This is a genomic window from Aquirufa lenticrescens, assembly GCF_019916085.1.
GTDB lineage: Bacteria > Bacteroidota > Bacteroidia > Cytophagales > Spirosomataceae > Aquirufa > Aquirufa lenticrescens.
Window position 1 is genome coordinate 1,241,774 of record NZ_CP049834.1, and the last position, 17,682, is coordinate 1,259,455.

The window sequence follows — 17,682 nt, forward strand, 5'->3', positions numbered from 1 at the left end:
CAGGCATATGGGGTTTAAAATTTGCAAAACTCACTGATATCAAGCACTTACAAACACATATTAGACTTATCCACTTATCCACAGAGAACAACAAGAAGAAACAAAAAAGAGATTTAAAAACATTTTTCTTTTTTTAATTTATGTGTGTGGATAAGTTTTAAAGCTGAGAAAGAGGATTTGATGCTTTTTTGATATTTTAGGTATAAAAAATATTTATATCAGATAAAAAAAGATTAAATCACCTATTCATCTGTGGATAACTTGTGGATAAGTAATTTAGGTGCAAAAAGAACTATATTTAATACTATTTGGCTAAATTGCTACCTCTAAACCCTTCATACTAATGGTTCATCAACAATTCACCCGTGTCTTCGATTTACTAATCGCGTATCAAAACTTTCAAAAAGCGGATCTCTTTAATCTAAAGAGGGATGGTGAATGGAAAAACTATTCTACTTCCGATACCTTAGAAACGATTCAAACCTTGGCTTTGGGTCTTTTAGCCCTAAAAGTGAAACCAGGTGACAAAATTGCGATCATCTCTGGAAATCGTCCTGCTTGGAACTTTGTAGATTTTGCGGTCCAAATCATAGGTGGTGTGACCGTTCCCATGTACCCTACGATTACCATTGAAGATTATGACTACATTTTCAGAGACGCTGAAGTAAAATACATCTTTTGTGAAAACGAGGAATTGTATTTAAAAGCTAAAGAAGCCTCTAAGGGAAATAAACAAATTAAAGGCATTTACACTTTTGATCCGGTAGCAGATGTTGAAATGTGGACGGTTGTGAAGGATTTAGGAGAAGGAAAGGATGCCGCTGTTTTACAACCTTTGATGGATGCGGTGAAGCCAAGTGATTTGTTGACTTTGATTTATACCTCAGGAACGACGGGTCGCCCTAAAGGAGTAATGCTTACCCACCACAATATTGTGAGTAATGTGAAATCCTTAGTGCGTGGAAATTTCTTCGATTTACTACCAACTGATCGTGCGTTGAGTTTCTTGCCTTTGTGTCATATCTACGAACGTACGGATGTGTACATGTACATGTATTATGGCGTTTCGGTCTATTATGCGGAGAGTATGGAGACGATTGCGGATAATATTCGCGAGGTGAAACCGGCGATGTTTGCTTCGGTTCCGCGTTTATTAGAGAAAGTATATGATAAGATTTTGGCCAAAGGAAATGAGCTCACCGGCATCAAACGGACTCTCTTCTTTGGTGCGTTAGAATTTGGATTGCAATACGATCCAATGGAGAAGTTAGGATTAATCGACTCGTTAAAATTAGCCTTCTATCGAAAAGTGATTTTCAGCAAATGGCGTGAAGCATTGGGCGGAAACGTTCGTTTGATTGCTTCTGGATCCGCAGCATTACAACCTCGTTTATCGCGTGTTTTCTGGGCAGCCGGAATTCCTGTTTCTGAGGGTTATGGTCTTACTGAAACTTCGCCGGTTATTTCTGTTTCACGTGTGAAGCCGGTGGACTTCAAGGTGGGTTGCGTGGGATCGTTAGTGGATTGCATCGAATTAAAGATTGCAGAAGACGGAGAGATCTGTGTGAAAGGAGATTCTGTGATGGTAGGTTATTACAAGAACCCAGAGGCTACCGCTGAAGCGATTGATTCGGAAGGCTGGTTCCACACAGGCGACATCGGTATGATGGTGGATGGAAAGTATTTGAAGATTACGGATCGCAAGAAGGAGATCTTTAAAACGTCTGGCGGTAAATATGTAGCGCCACAATTAGTGGAAAACAAGTTGAAAGAATCAGCATTTATTGAGCAATGTATGGTGGTGGGCGAAGGCCAAAAGTTCCCATCAGCGCTTGTCATCCCAGAATTTAATGCACTGCAAGTATGGGCTGATCAACAAGAATTGGGCGTGAAAGGTCCAGAGTCCTTGATCAACAACCCGAAAGTGTTAGCTAAAATCGAGCAAGAAGTTCAAGAGACGATGGCATCTGTGGCGAAATACGAACAAGTAAAAAAATTCGTTCTATTGCCGCGTTTGTTTACGGTAGCGGATGGAGAAATCACCCCTACTTTGAAATTAAAGCGCAAGGCAATTTACGCGAAACACGAGAAGGCGATTTTGGCCTTGTATGAATAAATTGCGTTAGGCCTCTTTTTTGCGTAATTTTGGTTTCTTAATGAATCGTATGTCGACAGGAAAAAAGGTAGCCCTCATTACGGGTGTAACAGGACAAGATGGCGCTTATTTAGCGGAATTTCTTTTAAATAAGGGTTATATCGTGCACGGTATCAAGCGCAGAAGCTCGTTGATTAATACCGATCGCATTGATCATTTGTACCAAGATCCACACGTGGATTCTGCCTCTTTTATCTTGCATTACGGAGATTTAAGTGATTCCACGAATATCATTCGCATCATTCAAGAAGTTCAGCCGGACGAAATTTACAATCTAGGGGCGATGTCCCACGTGAAAGTTTCTTTCGACGAACCAGAGTACACAGCGCAGGTAGACGGCATCGGAACTTTGCGTATTCTAGAGGCCATACGTTTGCTAGGTTTGATTAAAAAGACTAAAGTGTACCAAGCGTCCACTTCGGAACTTTACGGCCTGGTACAGGAAGTTCCGCAATCCGAAACAACTCCCTTTTATCCTCGTTCTCCCTACGCCGTCGCTAAATTATATGGCTACTGGATCACGGTGAATTACCGCGAAGCCTACGGTATGTTTGCGGTAAACGGTATTTTATTTAACCACGAATCCCCGCTTCGCGGCGAGACCTTCGTGACGCGCAAGATTACTCGCGGTGTGGCCCAAATCGCTTTGGGACAAGAAAAAAAGATTCACTTAGGCAACCTAGACGCGAAACGCGACTGGGGCCACGCGAAAGATTACATCGAAGCGATGTGGTTAATTTTGCAACAAGATACACCCGAAGATTATGTGATCGCGACCGGTATTACAACGACCGTGCGCGAATTTATCCGCATGTCATTTGCGGAATTAGGTATTGAAGTAGCCTTTACTGGCGAGGGCGTGAACGAAATAGGAACCGTTGTTTCTTGCTCGAACCCGGCGTATCAAGTACCGGTGGGACAAGAAGTTATTGCGATCGATCCACGTTATTTCCGTCCTACGGAGGTAGAATTGTTGATCGGTGATCCTACGAAGGCCAAAGAAAAACTAGGCTGGACCCTCAAATACGACCTTGCCGCTTTAGTGAAAGACATGGTGCAGGCGGACGTAAAACTTTTCTCGAACAAATAAGATGAGTACACGGATCGCCATTATTGGCTTAGGATATGTGGGTTTTCCGCTGGCGGTGGAGTTTGGCAAAAACATCCCTACCCTCGGATTTGATATAGACACTAGCCGCATCGCGGAACTAAATAGCGGTTTCGACCGCACACAGGAAGTGACCGCGGAGCAATTAAAGGAATCCGTTTCTTTAACATTCTCTTCGAATGCTGCGGATTTAAGTACTTGCAATACTTTTATTGTTACAGTACCCACTCCCATTGACCACTTCAAAAAGCCGGATTTAAGTCCCCTGTTGAAGGCATCGGAAATGATAGGAAAAGCCTTGAAAAAGGGCGATTTAGTCATTTACGAATCCACCGTTTATCCGGGTTGTACGGAGGAAGATTGCGTTCCGGTTTTGGAGAAATTCTCCGGATTAAAATTCAATGTAGACTTCTTCTGCGGCTATTCGCCAGAGCGCATTAACCCAGGCGACAAGGTAAACACCTTGACTAAAATCAAGAAAGTTACCTCTGGATCCACTCCCGAAATCGCCGAAAAAGTCGACCAACTTTACCGCTCCATCATCACCGCAGGCACGCACAAAGCGCCTTCGATGAAAGTAGCCGAAGCGAGCAAGGCCATCGAAAACGCCCAACGAGACGTCAATATCTCGTTCGTAAACGAATTAGCCTTGATTTTCGACCGCATGGGCATCGACACCACCGAGGTGTTAGAAGCCGCTGGAACGAAGTGGAATTTCTTGAATTTCAAGCCCGGTTTAGTAGGCGGGCACTGCATTGGCGTGGACCCCTATTACCTATTACACAAATCCGAAAGCCTGGGTTATTATCCACAAGTGATCCTTTCGGGTCGCCGCGTGAACGATAACATGGGTATTTTCGTCGCGAATAAATTAGTCAAACTGTTGATTAACAAAGGCCAAAAAATAGGCGGCGCCAAAACCCTCATGCTCGGCATCACCTTCAAAGAAAACTGCCCAGACATCCGCAACTCCCGCGTGGTTGATATCTACAAGGAATTGGTGGACTTTGGCATGGACGTAGACGTCTACGATCCCTGGGCAAACGCAGCTGAAGTGAAGCACGAACACGGGATCGAATTAGTCTCTAAACTAGCCGATAAATACCAAGCGATCGTTTTAACCGTTGCCCACAACGAATTCCTTGACCTCCCCTTCGCAGACCTTAAGGCAGAAAACGGTGTCATTTTCGACATCAAATGTATTCTTTCCAAAGACCTGGCTGACGCCCGCTTATAAACATGGCTTGGTACGCGATTTATACGAAATCCAGAATGGAGAAGAAAGTCTCCTTGCGCCTCGAAGAGCTAGGCATCGAAGCCTATTGCCCTACCACGAAGCGCAAAAAGCAATGGTCTGACCGCAAAAAATGGGTTGAAGAAGTCCTCTTCCGCTCCTACGTATTCGTTAACATCGACCTCGAAAAACAAAGTGGCTTAGTCCGTCGCACCTTCGGTGTCGTGAACTTCGTCTACTGGCTCCACAAACCTGCCGTCATCCAAGACGCAGAAATCCTCGCCATCAGACAATTCCTATCTGACCACCTCGAGGTAGAAACCATCGGCACCACCGCAAAAGTGGGCGATTACATCACCATCGAATCCGGCCCACTCACCGGCCAAACAGCCAAGATTGTAGGGCTGAAGAATAAGCATGAGGTGAGGCTTAAGATTGAGAGTTTGGGGTTTGAGCTTGTTGCGGCATTAGCAGAGAAGTAATAATGGTGAATGGTAAGTGGTAAATGGTAAATATTTGATGGTAGATTAATTCACCATTTACCACTTACCATTCACCATTTAAAGGTTATCCAAAAAACAAATAACTCACCCCCACCGCTGTAAGGATCCCCACCAAATCCGCCGCTAATCCCGCCCATAGCGTGTAGCGAATGTTGCGAACTTGAACAGAGCCGTAGTACAGGGCGATGACGAAAAGGACCGTTTCTGCGGAGCCTTGGAAGACACAAGAAAGGCGGCCGGCGAAGGAATCTGGGCCGAAGGTTTTCATCGTGTCAATCATCATGGCGCGGGAACCGCTACCTGAAACGGGGTGTAAAAGAGCAGTGGGCATTGCGTCTGTGAAGCGATTGTCGATTCCCATATAGTTGACGGCCATTTTCATGCCGTCTACGATGAAATCTAAAACGCCAGAGTTGCGAAGGCAAGAAATGGCTACGAGCATGCCTACGAGGTAGGGAATGATGCGGACGGAGGTTTCGAATCCACCTTTGGCGCCTTCAACGAAGGTTCCGAAAATGTCTACTTTCTTATAAAAGGCTGCGGCGATGAAAGAGAATATCAGGGCGAAAAGGATACCGTTGCTGAAGAGTTTGGACTGGATGTCGATTTGCTCTTTTGGGAGGCTGCTGAAGTACCATAAAATACCGGCAAGAATGGCGGTGATGCTGAAAAGCCAGCCAAAGAGAACGGGTTCAAACAGACGAATTTTTTGCTTGAAGGAGACGAAAATCAGACCCGTGATGGTGGCGGCGTAAGTGGCCATGAGGCAGGGAATAAATACGTCTGAGGCGTCTTGGGCGCCATAAATGGCCCGTTGAGCCATGATGGAAAGTGGGATTAAAACGGGGCCTGCGCTGTGGAGCACGAGGAACATGATTTGGGCGTTAGAGGCGGTTTCCTTCTCTGTATTCAAATCCTGTAAACCTTGCATCGCTTTTAAACCGAATGGGGTGGCAGCGTTATCTAATCCTAAAAGGTTTGCCGAGAAGTTCATGATCATTTGGCCATGAACGGGGTGGTCTTTTGGAACTTCAGGAAACAAACGAGAAAAGAAAGGTTGGATTTTGCGGGCCAAAAAATGAATCGCACCCGCCTTCTCACCTACTTGTAAAATGCCCATAAAGAAGGCCATGACGCCCGTTAGTGGAAGAGCCACTTTCATGACGGCTACTTCCGCGGAGTCAAACATCCCGTCTACCAGGATTTTAAATATGTCGGTATTGCCGAAGAATATGAATTGAATCAGGGCGACCACGAACGCGACACCGAAGAACAAAAACCAAATCCAATTTAAAGCCATAGGTAAGAGAGGTAAAAAACGATTAAATTTAGGGAAAATTCCGTCAAAATGAAGAATCTATTCGCTAAAGCAGTTCTAATGCTACTAATTAGCTTGTCGTTGAAGGCACAAAAAACGACCTGTGCTGCCGAATTATCCATGCAGAAACAGGGGCTACAAGAGGTGACAGCTCAAGTGAAGAACGTTTTATTTGAGCTAAAATATGCGACTTCTGATAATTTCATGAAGAAGAACGTATATGGTTGTTTGACGCATGCCTACTTGCAAAAGGAGACGGTTGTGATGTTGAAGAAGGCACAGGAGAATTTGGAAAAAGCGCATCCGGGCTATCATTTGTTGATTTATGATGCGGCCAGACCGCTTTCGAAGCAGTGGGAACTTTGGAATACGTTGACAGAATATAGCCCAGAAAAACGCCGGACCTATGTGGCAGATCCGAAGGAACATTCGATTCACAATTATGGAAGTGCGATTGATTTAACGGTGGCGGATGAGAAGGGAAAGCCGCTGGAGATGGGGACGAAATATGATTTCTTTGGCGAAATGGCCTACCCGAAAGAGGAAGCGAGACTTTTAAAGGCGGGTAAATTAAGCCAAAAAGCCATTGATAATCGCCTCATTCTACGCAATGCCATGAAAAGTGCGGGCTTTATGCCTATTGAATATGAGTGGTGGCACTTTAATGCATTTTCGCGCAAAGTGGCAAAAGAAAAGTTTTCCGTTATACCATAAATGGGGTTTCATCCTGAAGCCTTGCCGTTTATCCTAAAATCAAGGTTGGCTTTCGCGGGATTGTTTACCTTTGCATACATTTTATTGTTGACCTTATGTCTTTAAAAATATTTAGTCTTTCTGCTTTGCTTTTGGCCAGCGGAATGTCAGCTACAGCTCAGAACGCTTCAGCGATTCAGGCGAACGGAAATACCGTTCAATTATCGCTTTCTAAGGCGGTTGAAATCGCGTTACAACACAATCTGAATGTGAAGTCCTACGAGGTGAGTTTGCGCAACGCACAATTGCAGTTGCAGCAGTCGAAAAACAACGCCTTGCCTAATTTAAGTGCGAATATTAACCAATCGGCTTCTTTTGGACGTAGTATTAACCCCTTCACGAACGGATACGATTCGCGTAACATTAATTACAATAACTTGGGTTTAAACGCGGGAATGCTTCTTTTTAATGGAGGCCAAATTCGTAACTCGGTTCTCCAAAACGATTATAACCTGAAGGCTTCGCAAGAAGATTTGGCATCCATCAAGGAAAATATTTCCCTACAAGTGGTGCTTTCGTACTTAGCCATTTTGAATTCGGAAGATCAATTAAGCATCGCGAAGTCGCAGACAGAAATTACGAAATTACAGATTTCTCGTACGGAGAAATTGGTGAATGCGGGCTCCCTTGCCCCTTCTAACCTATTGGATTTGAAAGCGCAATTAGCGAATGAAGAATCGAACGTGGTGAGTTTCCAGAGTTCTTTGGACCTCAATAAATTGACCTTGATTCAATTGTTAAACGATTCGAGTATTTCAGCCATTTCATTGCAACGCATTCAGGTTCCTACGCCTAGTTCTAATGGATATGACACGGGAATGGATGATTTATATGCCAAAGCTTTAGCGATCCAGCCTCTAGTGAAAGCCGCTGATCTACGTGTACAAAGTGCTCTAAAAGGCATATCGGTAGCCAAAGCAGGAACGATGCCTACTCTATCTTTAAGTGCAAGCATGTCTGCGAACCAGTCGAATGCCTTAACCATGGGCTATTTTGATCAATTGAACAATACCCAAAACAAGGTGATCTCTCTGGGATTAAACATCCCTATTTTTACACGTTTCGCTAACAAGACGAGAATCGCACAGGCAGGTTTACAACGCGAGAACGCTTCGATTGAAGCATCAAAAGCGCGTTTAACTTTACGCCAAAACATCGAACAAGCCTACGTTAATTTAAACAACGCGGCGATGAAATACGAGGCAGGCCTTTCACAAGTATCTGCTTTAGAAGAGTCTTTCCGCGCAGCTGAAAGCCGTTTTCAAGCAGGGACAATTGATTTCGTAAGCTATAACTTACAAAAAACGAATTTAGATAAGGCGCGTTTGAGCTTGGTACAATCGAAATATGACTTCGTGTTTAGAACGAAAATTTTGGATTTTTATCAAGGGAAGAGCCTGGTTTTTTAGTTGCAGAGCAACTGAAAAACCATAGTCGCCGCGTTGCGGCTTAGTCACCTCTACGAGGTTTAGTCGTCTCTGACGAGACTTAGTCATCGCGGTGCGATTTAGTCAAAGAGTCTAAAAGTGGACCTATTGACTAAGACGAAGTCGACTAGATTGCGAAGCAATGACTAAGTGACGAAGTCACGACTGATTAGCGACGCAGTCACGATATAGAGAGTTAATTATAAACAATAAATAAAGTTACAAAGACTCAGACGAAGTCGACCAAACTGCGAAGCAGTGACTAAATCGCGAAGCGATGACTCATTGACTAAGCGACGTAGTCGCGACTAAGTCACAAAGTGACGACTAAAAATTATGGCAACTAACAACAACAGTAAGCGGACTTGGATGATCATCGGAGGCGCGGTGGTATTGATTTTTGGTGGATTATTTCTAGCCAAAAAAATGGAATGGATCGGGAAAGTAGAGCCTACGGAGGTAGAGTTCGCGAAGGTTTCTCGTTCGACGATCATTGAAAAGGTAAGTGCGTCTGGAAAGATCCAGCCGGAGGTTGAAGTGAAATTGTCGCCAGACGTTTCTGGGGAGATTGTTTCTTTGAACGTAGCGGAAGGCGATTCAGTAGTGGCTGGCCAGGAATTGTTGAAGATTCGTCCGGATAACTATGTGTCTCTTTTGGCACGTGCAGAAGCGCAAATGAATGCAACGAAAGCAAACATGGAACAAAGTAAGGCGGTGTTAGCCCAGAGCGAAGCGCGTCTTTCGAAGGCAAAAATCGACTACGATCGTAATGCGAAATTGCACAAGGACAAAGTAATCTCTGATGCGGACTTTGACCAATTTGTATCCGCTTATACAGTGGCGAAACAAGATTTGGAAGCGGCAAAAGCCAACGTAAATGCCGCGAATTACAATGTAAAATCATCACAAGCGACCTTAAAAGAAGCGAAAACCAACTTAACGAAGACGACGATTTATGCCCCTCAAAGCGGAATCATCTCGAAGTTAAACGTAGAATTAGGGGAGCGTGTCGTAGGAACGTCACAAATGGCTGGAACAGAAATGTTACGTATCGCGAACTTGAACAAAATGGAAGTGCGCGTGAATGTTAACGAAAATGATATCACTCGTGTAAGCATCGGTGATACGGTTTTAATCGACGTGGATGCATTTTCTTCTAGCGAACGTAAGTTTAAAGGGGTTGTGTATGAAATTGCTAGTTCAGCGAATTCAAGCGGAACAGCTTCCGTGGTTTCGAATGATGCGGTAACAGAATTCGAAGTGAAGATTCGTGTATTGCGTTCTTCTTATGCAGATTTAATCAAAGGCAAATTGTCTTATCCATTAAAGCCGGGGATGACAGCCTCTGTTGAGATTTTGACAAACAGAAAAGAAAACATTGCTACGGCACCTTTATCTTCTGTAACAACGCGCGAGATCGGAGCTGAGGTGAAAGAGGGCGAAAAGAAAGAAGACGACGGAACTAACTCAACTAACTCTAACGATGCCTTAGAAGCGAAGAAACGCAAGGAAAACACGAAAGAAGTGGTGTTCGTGATGGAGAATGGCAAAGCGAAAATGATCCAAGTGAAAACAGGCATCTCCGATTTTGAAAATATCGAAATCGTGAGCGGCTTGAAAGACGGACAAGAGATCATCGCAGGGCCATACGCGACAGTTGCTAAGAAGCTGAAAGAAGGAGACTTAGTGAAGAAGAAGGATCCAAAAGCAGCAGAAAAGGCTGCTGACAAGAAATAAATTCAAAAAAAACAGGGGGCTATCTTGCATTTAATGATTTAGCCCCCTATTTTTGCAGTCCCAATAGGAACCAAATTCCTTCTTAGCTCAGTTGGTTAGAGCACATGACTGTTAATCATGGGGTCCCTGGTTCGAGCCCAGGAGAGGGAGCACAAATCAAAAAGAGGTCATTTCGACCTCTTTTTTTGTTTAAAAACTACCCTATATTTCCGTAAACAGACATTTTTTGTGGTTGCATCTTTTTACATTTTCAATACTTCATTTTTTGTAAATGTTACAACCCTAAATCAATGAGTTTAGGAGAAATGTGGTCTATCGAATCATTTGGAAGATTTAATATTGGTTTTTGTGGTTCGAGGTCAGTAGAGGTGTCAATTAGTTTAGGTTTAAACCCAATGCCAGCCCCACCCACGGCTTTTGATTATAAATCCATTGAGATGAATTATTGTCAAGCAAATTATCAAATCCGTAGGCTATTCCTAATGTGAAATTGTTGATGGCAATAATACCAGCGATACCTTTGGAAAAAGTAATACCCTGGTATTCATAAGGGATTAAACCTTGACTAACATCACTATTAATGACCGAATTACCTAAACCAACAAAACCTCCTATAGAAAAGCCATAGTGGTCGATTTTCCGCTTGAATCGGTTGCTAGGGGATTTCTCAAAATTTACCTGAAAATAATCATTTCGCTTACCAAAATACAAGGCCGCATTAATTTCACTGTTTAATTGGGCAGGCATTCCTGATAAACTTACTCGGTATTTGGCAGGGATGGCAAGCACATCTATGTCAAATGTAGATTTTTCGAGGGTAAAATTACGTTGTGGTACAGAACTAATAGCAAGAAGAGAATGCTCCTTTTTCCCGTTTTCAGAAAATACAAGAAGCGTATCGTTTTGTGTTTCAATAAGCACCTTCCCTTGATTTGTTCGGTATAACCCGTCCTTTAACCCAAATTTTGAAGTATTTTGAATGACTCCACAACTTCCAAGAAGAAAAATGAAGGAGATGTAAACGAGTAAGCGCATATTTGAGTAGATTTCGAATGCAAGTTAATAAATACAAATTACCCCTTAATTAAATTTTAAATGGCAATTGTAATTTTTGAAAATAAAGAGCAAATGTTGACCTGGGTAGATGTAACTGCTCCTTCATCCACAGAATTAACGGAACTTAGCAAAACCTATGATTTAAACCATTTTGCTTTATCTGCTTGCTTACAGCCAGACCACTTACCTAAACACGAGGATATTGAAGGAACTCATTTTATTATCACCAGGGTACTAATGCCTATTCGAAGTGGTAAGTCTGTTTCCATACAATCCATTTCTACTAAAATTGCGTTTTTCTACAGACCTGGATTGTTAATCACAATCCATCGAATTTCACACGATTTTATACAGGATGTTCGAATGCGTTTTTTCGATAAAGGACAATTTAAATTAGTCGAATCGATTGTTGCCAAATTGTTGTGGCACATCTTACATTCATACGAATTGCCAGCGGTAGGCTTATCAACGGAATTAGATGAATTTGAGAATATGGTTTTTTCACAAAACCTTACCCCTCAAATGTTATTGGAATTATATCAAATCAAACGCAAAGCCCTGATGAGTAAGAAACTTCTATTATTCAGTCAAGAAGCGATAAGTTCTGTCAAATTACCAGTAGCAAAAGCAGATGACTTACAGGATTCAAGAGACTTACACTTAAAGCTCCTAAATATTTATGACCAAATTCACGAAGACGTTTCCAATTTGGTGAATTTTTACCTCTCCATTTCAGCACAGAAAACGAACGATGTCATCAAAGTATTAACCATCTTTTCGGTGTTTTTTATGCCTCTTACTTTTGTGGCAGGAATTTATGGAATGAACTTTGACTATATGCCAGAGTTGAAAATGCGTTATGGTTATCCTTTACTTCTTGGCATTATGGTCCTTTTAAGTGGCGGAATTTACTTGTGGTTTAGGAAAAAAAGATGGCTATAAATCAAACTATTAATATGGATTAAAGTATGAGATTTAACTTTTAAATTTTTTGATAGACGCAAGCCCAAGCATCGAAAATGGCTGCAACATTCCACCTAGTAAGGGAGCAAGCCGATCAGAAATGATCGGCTTTTTTGTTGTATTTCGGGTTGTTGGAAGGATTAAAAAAATTCATAGTATATTTGATTATGCTAAAATTTGATAGAACGTATAGCACCTCTGGAAACCTTTTTGATCAAAAAGAAGAGGCTACACATTACGTAGGAATGAGCAAGGAAGAAATAGGTAAGGTTTTTGCCTATTTAAACAGTGTTTCTTATAATTACCCTTTTGGGAATCCACCTAAAATGGACAAAGCGGTATTTTCTACACGCAAAAAGTAGCCATGGGGAATATTTTTAATTCAGATTTTCAAGAATTTTTATTGGCTTTGAATAAAAATGAAGTCAGCTATGTCTTAGTTGGAGGATATTCCGTTATCTATCATGGATTTCCCCGAACTACAGGAGACATTGATATATTTGTTGAGGTTTCAAAAAACAATTATGATAAATTGGTTCAGGCCTTTGAGCAATTTCAAATGCCTCTTTTTGATATGACTGAAGAGTCCTTTCTTCACCAAGCACACATAAATGTATACACCTTTGGAAGGCCCCCTGTGTGCATTGAAATCTTGAAAGAAATATCTGGATTTACTTTTCAAGAAATTTATAACAATGCATTAGAAACTGTTTTTGAAGAAATCCCAATGAAAGTAATCCACATCAATGACCTGAAAAGAAACAAGGAAATAAGTGGTAGAGCCAAGGATTTAAATGACTTGGAAAATCTGTCTAAATTGTGAAATTGGCTTGCCCCCTTTTATCTTAGCACCTATCATTTAATACGTCTTCCTTGAACTGAAGTAATAGTTTCTTCATCTCCTTTATCTCTTTCATCTTTTGCTCTAAAGAGACCAATTTTTCGGCTAGAATTTCAAGCTTTTGTTCTTTGGTATAAGCATTATTATACCATGCATTAATGATTTGTCCTATTTCTTTAATGGTAAAGCCTACCGACTTTGCATCACTAATGAATTCCAATTTTTCAACGCTTACTTCATCATAGTGGAAGTAATTATTTGAAGTAACAGAATCGTCTTGTTTCCCCTCGATCAACCCCGATTTCTCATAAAATCGAATGGTGTGTGCAGAGAGCCCCGTTCTTTTTGATAGTTCATTTATTAGCATGTGACAAATATAGTGGATTGAAAATAAATGTCAACCATAGACCATACTCTAATGTTGTGGGTTTAAAATAAAGGGAATAGATTTGTTCAAAATCAAATAAACAAATGATGAATAAGACCATATTGATTACCGGAACGTCTAGCGGCATTGGAAAAGCAACCGTTTATGAGTTCGCAAAAATGGGGTGGAATGTGATAGCTACTCAACGAAATCCTGCAACAGAAACAGATTTCAACCAATACCCCAATGTAAAATTATACCCCTTGGATGTAACAAACCTTGAAAGTATTTCCCAAGCGATGTCCCGTGCTATAAACGATTTTGGTAAAATTGATATTGTGGTAAACAATGCAGGTTATGGTGTTGATGGCGCATTTGAGGCTATGTCAGATGAGATCATTGAAAAACAATTCAACACTAACGTCTTTGGATTAATGCGTGTAACTAGAGAAGCAATAAAACATATGAGACCCACTGGTGGCGGAATTATTATTCAAATTTCGAGTATGGGAGGAAAAATCACCTTTCCTCTTTACAGCATTTACCACGCTACGAAATTTGCAGTGGAAGGTTTTACAGAGTCGTTACATTACGAGTTAAGTCAGTTTAATATAAAAATGAAACTCATTGAACCGGGCCCCATCGTTACTGATTTTTATGGCCGAAGTCGTCAATTTATTAAACCTACTGATACAAATCAATATGACGGGTTTATTCAAAAGTTTAATAATGCTGCAGAGAAAGTAATGAAAGATGCTGAAGGTCCAGAAGTTGTAGCAAAGATGATTTACAAATCTGCAACTGACAATAGTAATCAAATGAGATATGCAGTGGGTAAACCCGGCCCTATGTTGTTGGTGCTAAGAAAATTGCTTTCTGATAAGTTATACTTTTTGATGGTTAGAAAAAGTTATAATTTATAAATATGCCACCTGTAAAGTTGCAGCGTATGTTAATAGAGATAGTAAGCCGATCAGCAATGATCGGCTTTTTTGTTTTATAGTTACCCCCAGTTTTAATAATCCAATCATTTTTACAGCTGCAACTTCCTTATATTTGTTAAAATGAATATAATATGAGCGAAGAAAAGAACGTATCCGCAGCGGAGAAAATGTTAGGCGATTTTGCCCCAAGATTATTGGGCTACACAGATAATGTATTGTTTGGCGATGTCTGGGAGGGCAAGGAGCTTTCAAGACGCGAAAGGAGTTTAATAACGGTGGCGGCTTTAGTTGCGGGAGAACATTCTAACCAAATCAAATTTCATTTGAATTACGCGAAAGAACATGGTTTAACGGAAGCGGAGCTCGTGGAGGTTATCACCCACTTAGCTTTTTATGTAGGTTGGCCTAAGGCCATGACGGCTATTATGATTGCGAAGGAGGCGTTTGGGCAAGAGAAATTAACGTAGTTTGTTATTAATTACATTAATCCATCACACAACGAAAACCGGTATGCTGCAAGCCTGAGTCTGGGCTTGACTTCATCCGTGCGGAGCACCGGTAACTAGAACAATACCCATCGTTGCATAAAAAAGAACCGCCTCGCATGACGCGTTTGGCAACACCGGGTTCATCCGGATCATCACTCGTGGAAGGGCCACGTGGGTTTAGACTCGGACTTTTTTTGTAATAATCGGCACGGTACCAATCCGCGCACCATTCCCATACATTTCCAGCGGTATCATATAATCCATAGCCATTTGCAGGGAAAGATTTAACCGGAGCAGTGGTCGTTTTATACCCGTCTAATGCTTGATCCTCATAGGGGAAATGCCCCTGGAAACTATTCGCTTTATACGGGGCGGAATTCACCGACACGTCCCCCCAGGGGTAAATCTTATTTTTTAATCCCCCACGGCTGGCCCATTCCCATTCTGCTTCTGTGGGTAATCTTTTGCCAGCCCAACGGGCATAGGCGGCGGCATCATCCCATGAAACATGAACGACGGGATGATTTTCTAGTCCATGAATCGTTGACCCAGGACCTGTGGGGTGTCGCCAGTCGGCCCCTCGTTTAAACGCCCACCATTGGGAATAGTCGCTTAAATCGACCGGACCTGTTGTAGGAACAAATACCAAAGAACTGGGCGCCAAAAGCGAATCTGCCGGTTTAGGCGTTCCCTTCGGAGCTTGCTTAGACAACTCCGTCCAATCAATCGTCTTTTCAGCTGTGGTTATGTAGCCCGTTGATTTAACAAATGCTGCAAACGCCGCATTGGTTACCTCTGTTTCATCCATCCAAAATGCCTTAATACGCACTTGGTGTAACGGGTATTCGTCTGCACGACCCTGCGTATCGTGTGAGCCCATAGAAAATATACCTCCCGGAATGCGCTTCATGCCAGCCTGGGATTTCAACGTAGGTTTGTGATTAATCGATTTAATTTGCTTCAGCCGATTGGGTGTGGAAACGTGGCATATAGGGATTGGGGTCTGACTGAAAACAGACAGTGTGATGACTAATAAATAAAGGGAAATAGAATACCGACTCATTTTCTTTTGGCTTTCATCTCCGCCGCCTTTTGTTTCGGCACACCGAATACCTTTCCTTCTGCTGCATCATTCAAAAAGCGATCTATGTAGCCGTTGCTAATGGTGCTATTGTCCTTGTATTTCAGTCGTAATGCGTCTAATTGCTTATGCAAAGTCTTTCGAATCGAAGCATACGCCGGATCATTGTAGACATTCTTTAATTCCAAAGGGTCCTTCTCGCGGTCAATAAGCTCCCAAGCATCCGTAGAAAAATAGTAATGAATTAACTTATATTTCTTAGTCACGATGGCATAATGTCGATTCACCATGTGTTCTGCTGGGTATTCATAATAGTGGTAATATACTGCATCGCGCTTCCAAGATTTACCCGTCATCAGAGGGATTAGACTTTGGCCTTGCATATCTTTAGGCGCTGGAATGTCTGCTGCATCCAAAAAGGTTTGGGCAAAATCGAGGTTTTGAACTAAAGCATCTGATTTTTGACCGGCTTTAATTTGGCTTGGCCACGACACCATCAGCGGAGTCTTGAAGGATTCATCATAGATGAAGCGCTTATCGAACCAACCGTGCTCGCCTAAGTAAAATCCTTGGTCGGAAGTATACACAATAATTGTATTTTCCATCAAGTTATTCGCTTCCAAATAATCCAATAAACGGCCTACGTTCTCATCTACTGATCGTAAAGTTCCTAGATAATCTTGCATGTAGCGTTGAAATTTCCAGCGCATTTTATCTTGCTCCGTCATGTTCGGGTAGGCCTTGATGAATTCCGCATTAATACGATTGTAAACGCGGTCAAAATTCGCTTTTTGGCTTGGGGTTAATCGGCCCATTTCAGCAGCGAAACGACGCTTATCAAAACCGATTTCTGGGATTTTCAATGAGTCCATCGTAGCGGGATAAATTTTGTTATCCCCGGCCCAACTCATACTGTTTAGGATATTCATTTCTGCTTCTTTGGCGGGGGATGTCCTACCGGAATAATCATCAAAAAGCGTCTTGGGTTCCGGGTACGTTTTCTGCGTCATTTCATCCAAATGGCGTTCTGCCATTAACCAGGAACGATGTGGAGCCTTGTGTAAATACATCAATAGGAAAGGTTTTTCAGGAGTTCGCTCCTGCTTCAACCAGTCCAAAGTCATGTCGGTAATTATATCTGTTACATAGCCATTGACTTTAATATTCCCCTCGTTTTTTGTGATGAAATCGGGATTATAATAATTGCCTTGGTCAGGTAAGATTTTGAACTGATCAAAGCCCTTTGGGCTATTTCCAAAATGTAGTTTCCCAAACATCGCCGTTTGGTATCCGTTTGCCTGTAAAATCTGCGGGAAGGTAATGTTCGTTGTATCGAATTTAAAGTGATTGTCGACCTTACCATTTAGGTGTGAATGCTTACCGGTTAGGATCGTGGCCCGACTGGGCGCACAGATGGAATTGGTCACGCTGGCATTCGTAAACAGGATACCATTTTTTGCAATGCGGTCTATGTTAGGAGTCGAAATTAAGCGTTGGTCATATGCCGAAATGGCCTGATAAGCATGGTCGTCCGACATGATGAAGATGATGTTCGGACGCTTATTGGCTTGCGCTAAAATTTGTGAAAAGCTCGCGCACATGAGCAATCCAATTAAAATATGTTTCATGTAAATAGGTTTAATATTGGCAAATTAGATAAATAAACAGGAAAGACCCCCAAGGCTACCGATTTAAATCTAATTTCAG

At 42.0% G+C, this 17,682-nt stretch carries 17 protein-coding genes and 1 tRNA gene; 13 read left to right on the top strand and 5 right to left on the bottom strand.

What is annotated here, in order from left to right; genetic code table 11:
* Positions 1 to 343 precede the first annotated feature (343 nt).
* The 4 genes from G9X62_RS05530 to G9X62_RS05545 are packed head-to-tail and all read left to right on the top strand — an operon-like array spanning position 344 to position 4,979.
* Complete coding sequence (locus G9X62_RS05530; protein ID WP_223131770.1) at positions 344 to 2,116, top strand: AMP-dependent synthetase/ligase; 1,773 nt, start codon at positions 344 to 346, stop codon at positions 2,114 to 2,116.
* A 49-nt stretch (positions 2,117 to 2,165) separates the two neighbouring features.
* Positions 2,166 to 3,245 carry a GDP-mannose 4,6-dehydratase gene (gene gmd / locus G9X62_RS05535; protein WP_223131771.1) on the top strand — a complete coding sequence of 360 codons (1,080 nt, stop codon included), beginning with the start codon at positions 2,166 to 2,168 and terminating at the stop codon, positions 3,243 to 3,245.
* Position 3,246: 1 nt separating this feature from the next.
* Complete coding sequence (locus G9X62_RS05540) at positions 3,247 to 4,500, top strand: nucleotide sugar dehydrogenase (protein WP_223131772.1); 1,254 nt, start codon at positions 3,247 to 3,249, stop codon at positions 4,498 to 4,500.
* Positions 4,501 to 4,502: 2 nt separating this feature from the next.
* Entirely contained in the window at positions 4,503 to 4,979 is a 477-nt protein-coding gene (locus G9X62_RS05545; RefSeq protein WP_261345558.1) for a UpxY family transcription antiterminator, read from the top strand.
* 85 nt (positions 4,980 to 5,064) lie between these two features.
* Here G9X62_RS05545 and G9X62_RS05550 read toward each other — a convergent pair whose 3' ends face one another.
* Positions 5,065 to 6,300 (bottom strand): nucleoside recognition domain-containing protein, encoded by a 1,236-nt coding sequence (locus tag G9X62_RS05550; protein WP_223131774.1) that lies wholly within the window; start codon positions 6,298 to 6,300, stop codon positions 5,065 to 5,067.
* Between the two features lie 48 nt (positions 6,301 to 6,348).
* Here G9X62_RS05550 and G9X62_RS05555 point away from each other — a divergent pair, with 48 nt between their 5' ends.
* From G9X62_RS05555 to G9X62_RS05570, 4 genes are all read left to right on the top strand, one after another.
* Entirely contained in the window at positions 6,349 to 7,032 is a 684-nt protein-coding gene (locus G9X62_RS05555; RefSeq protein WP_261345559.1) for a M15 family metallopeptidase, read from the top strand.
* A 95-nt stretch (positions 7,033 to 7,127) separates the two neighbouring features.
* On the top strand, positions 7,128 to 8,480 hold the full coding sequence (locus G9X62_RS05560; protein ID WP_223131775.1) for a TolC family protein: 1,353 nt from the start codon (positions 7,128 to 7,130) through the stop codon (positions 8,478 to 8,480).
* Between the two features lie 354 nt (positions 8,481 to 8,834).
* Positions 8,835 to 10,235, top strand: coding sequence for an efflux RND transporter periplasmic adaptor subunit (locus tag G9X62_RS05565; protein ID WP_223131776.1), 1,401 nt, complete (start codon positions 8,835 to 8,837; stop codon positions 10,233 to 10,235).
* Between the two features lie 76 nt (positions 10,236 to 10,311).
* A tRNA-Asn gene (locus G9X62_RS05570) sits at positions 10,312 to 10,385 on the top strand.
* A 225-nt stretch (positions 10,386 to 10,610) separates the two neighbouring features.
* Here the strand turns inward: G9X62_RS05570 and G9X62_RS05575 are convergent.
* The gene (locus G9X62_RS05575) at positions 10,611 to 11,270 is read right to left on the bottom strand and encodes a hypothetical protein (protein WP_223131777.1); all 660 of its coding nucleotides are present in this window, start codon (positions 11,268 to 11,270) and stop codon (positions 10,611 to 10,613) included.
* Between the two features lie 60 nt (positions 11,271 to 11,330).
* Here G9X62_RS05575 and G9X62_RS05580 point away from each other — a divergent pair, with 60 nt between their 5' ends.
* The 3 genes from G9X62_RS05580 to G9X62_RS05590 all read left to right on the top strand — a co-directional run bounded on the left by G9X62_RS05580 (position 11,331) and on the right by G9X62_RS05590 (position 13,077).
* A complete protein-coding gene (locus G9X62_RS05580) occupies positions 11,331 to 12,233 on the top strand; it encodes a CorA family divalent cation transporter (protein WP_223129762.1) in 903 nt (300 codons plus the stop codon).
* A 188-nt stretch (positions 12,234 to 12,421) separates the two neighbouring features.
* The gene (locus tag G9X62_RS05585) at positions 12,422 to 12,616 is read left to right on the top strand and encodes a hypothetical protein (protein WP_223129763.1); all 195 of its coding nucleotides are present in this window, start codon (positions 12,422 to 12,424) and stop codon (positions 12,614 to 12,616) included.
* A 2-nt stretch (positions 12,617 to 12,618) separates the two neighbouring features.
* Positions 12,619 to 13,077 (top strand): DUF6036 family nucleotidyltransferase, encoded by a 459-nt coding sequence (locus tag G9X62_RS05590; protein WP_223129764.1) that lies wholly within the window; start codon positions 12,619 to 12,621, stop codon positions 13,075 to 13,077.
* A gap of 22 nt (positions 13,078 to 13,099) precedes the next feature.
* Here G9X62_RS05590 and G9X62_RS05595 read toward each other — a convergent pair whose 3' ends face one another.
* Positions 13,100 to 13,462: a MerR family transcriptional regulator gene (locus tag G9X62_RS05595; RefSeq protein ID WP_223129765.1), complete on the bottom strand. Its 363-nt coding sequence runs from the start codon at positions 13,460 to 13,462 to the stop codon at positions 13,100 to 13,102.
* Positions 13,463 to 13,569: 107 nt separating this feature from the next.
* Here G9X62_RS05595 and G9X62_RS05600 point away from each other — a divergent pair, with 107 nt between their 5' ends.
* Both G9X62_RS05600 and G9X62_RS05605 read left to right on the top strand, forming a co-directional pair.
* Complete coding sequence (locus G9X62_RS05600) at positions 13,570 to 14,385, top strand: SDR family oxidoreductase (RefSeq protein WP_223129766.1); 816 nt, start codon at positions 13,570 to 13,572, stop codon at positions 14,383 to 14,385.
* A 152-nt stretch (positions 14,386 to 14,537) separates the two neighbouring features.
* Positions 14,538 to 14,873: a carboxymuconolactone decarboxylase family protein gene (locus G9X62_RS05605; protein ID WP_223129767.1), complete on the top strand. Its 336-nt coding sequence runs from the start codon at positions 14,538 to 14,540 to the stop codon at positions 14,871 to 14,873.
* A gap of 16 nt (positions 14,874 to 14,889) precedes the next feature.
* On the opposite strand, the gene G9X62_RS05610 is transcribed toward G9X62_RS05605, so the two are convergent.
* Both G9X62_RS05610 and G9X62_RS05615 read right to left on the bottom strand, forming a co-directional pair.
* On the bottom strand, positions 14,890 to 15,957 hold the full coding sequence (locus G9X62_RS05610; RefSeq protein ID WP_223129768.1) for a formylglycine-generating enzyme family protein: 1,068 nt from the start codon (positions 15,955 to 15,957) through the stop codon (positions 14,890 to 14,892).
* Positions 15,954 to 17,603 (bottom strand): sulfatase family protein, encoded by a 1,650-nt coding sequence (locus G9X62_RS05615; RefSeq protein ID WP_223129769.1) that lies wholly within the window; start codon positions 17,601 to 17,603, stop codon positions 15,954 to 15,956. The genes G9X62_RS05610 and G9X62_RS05615 overlap by 4 nt, the downstream gene beginning before the upstream one ends.
* Positions 17,604 to 17,682: the final 79 nt, after the last annotated feature.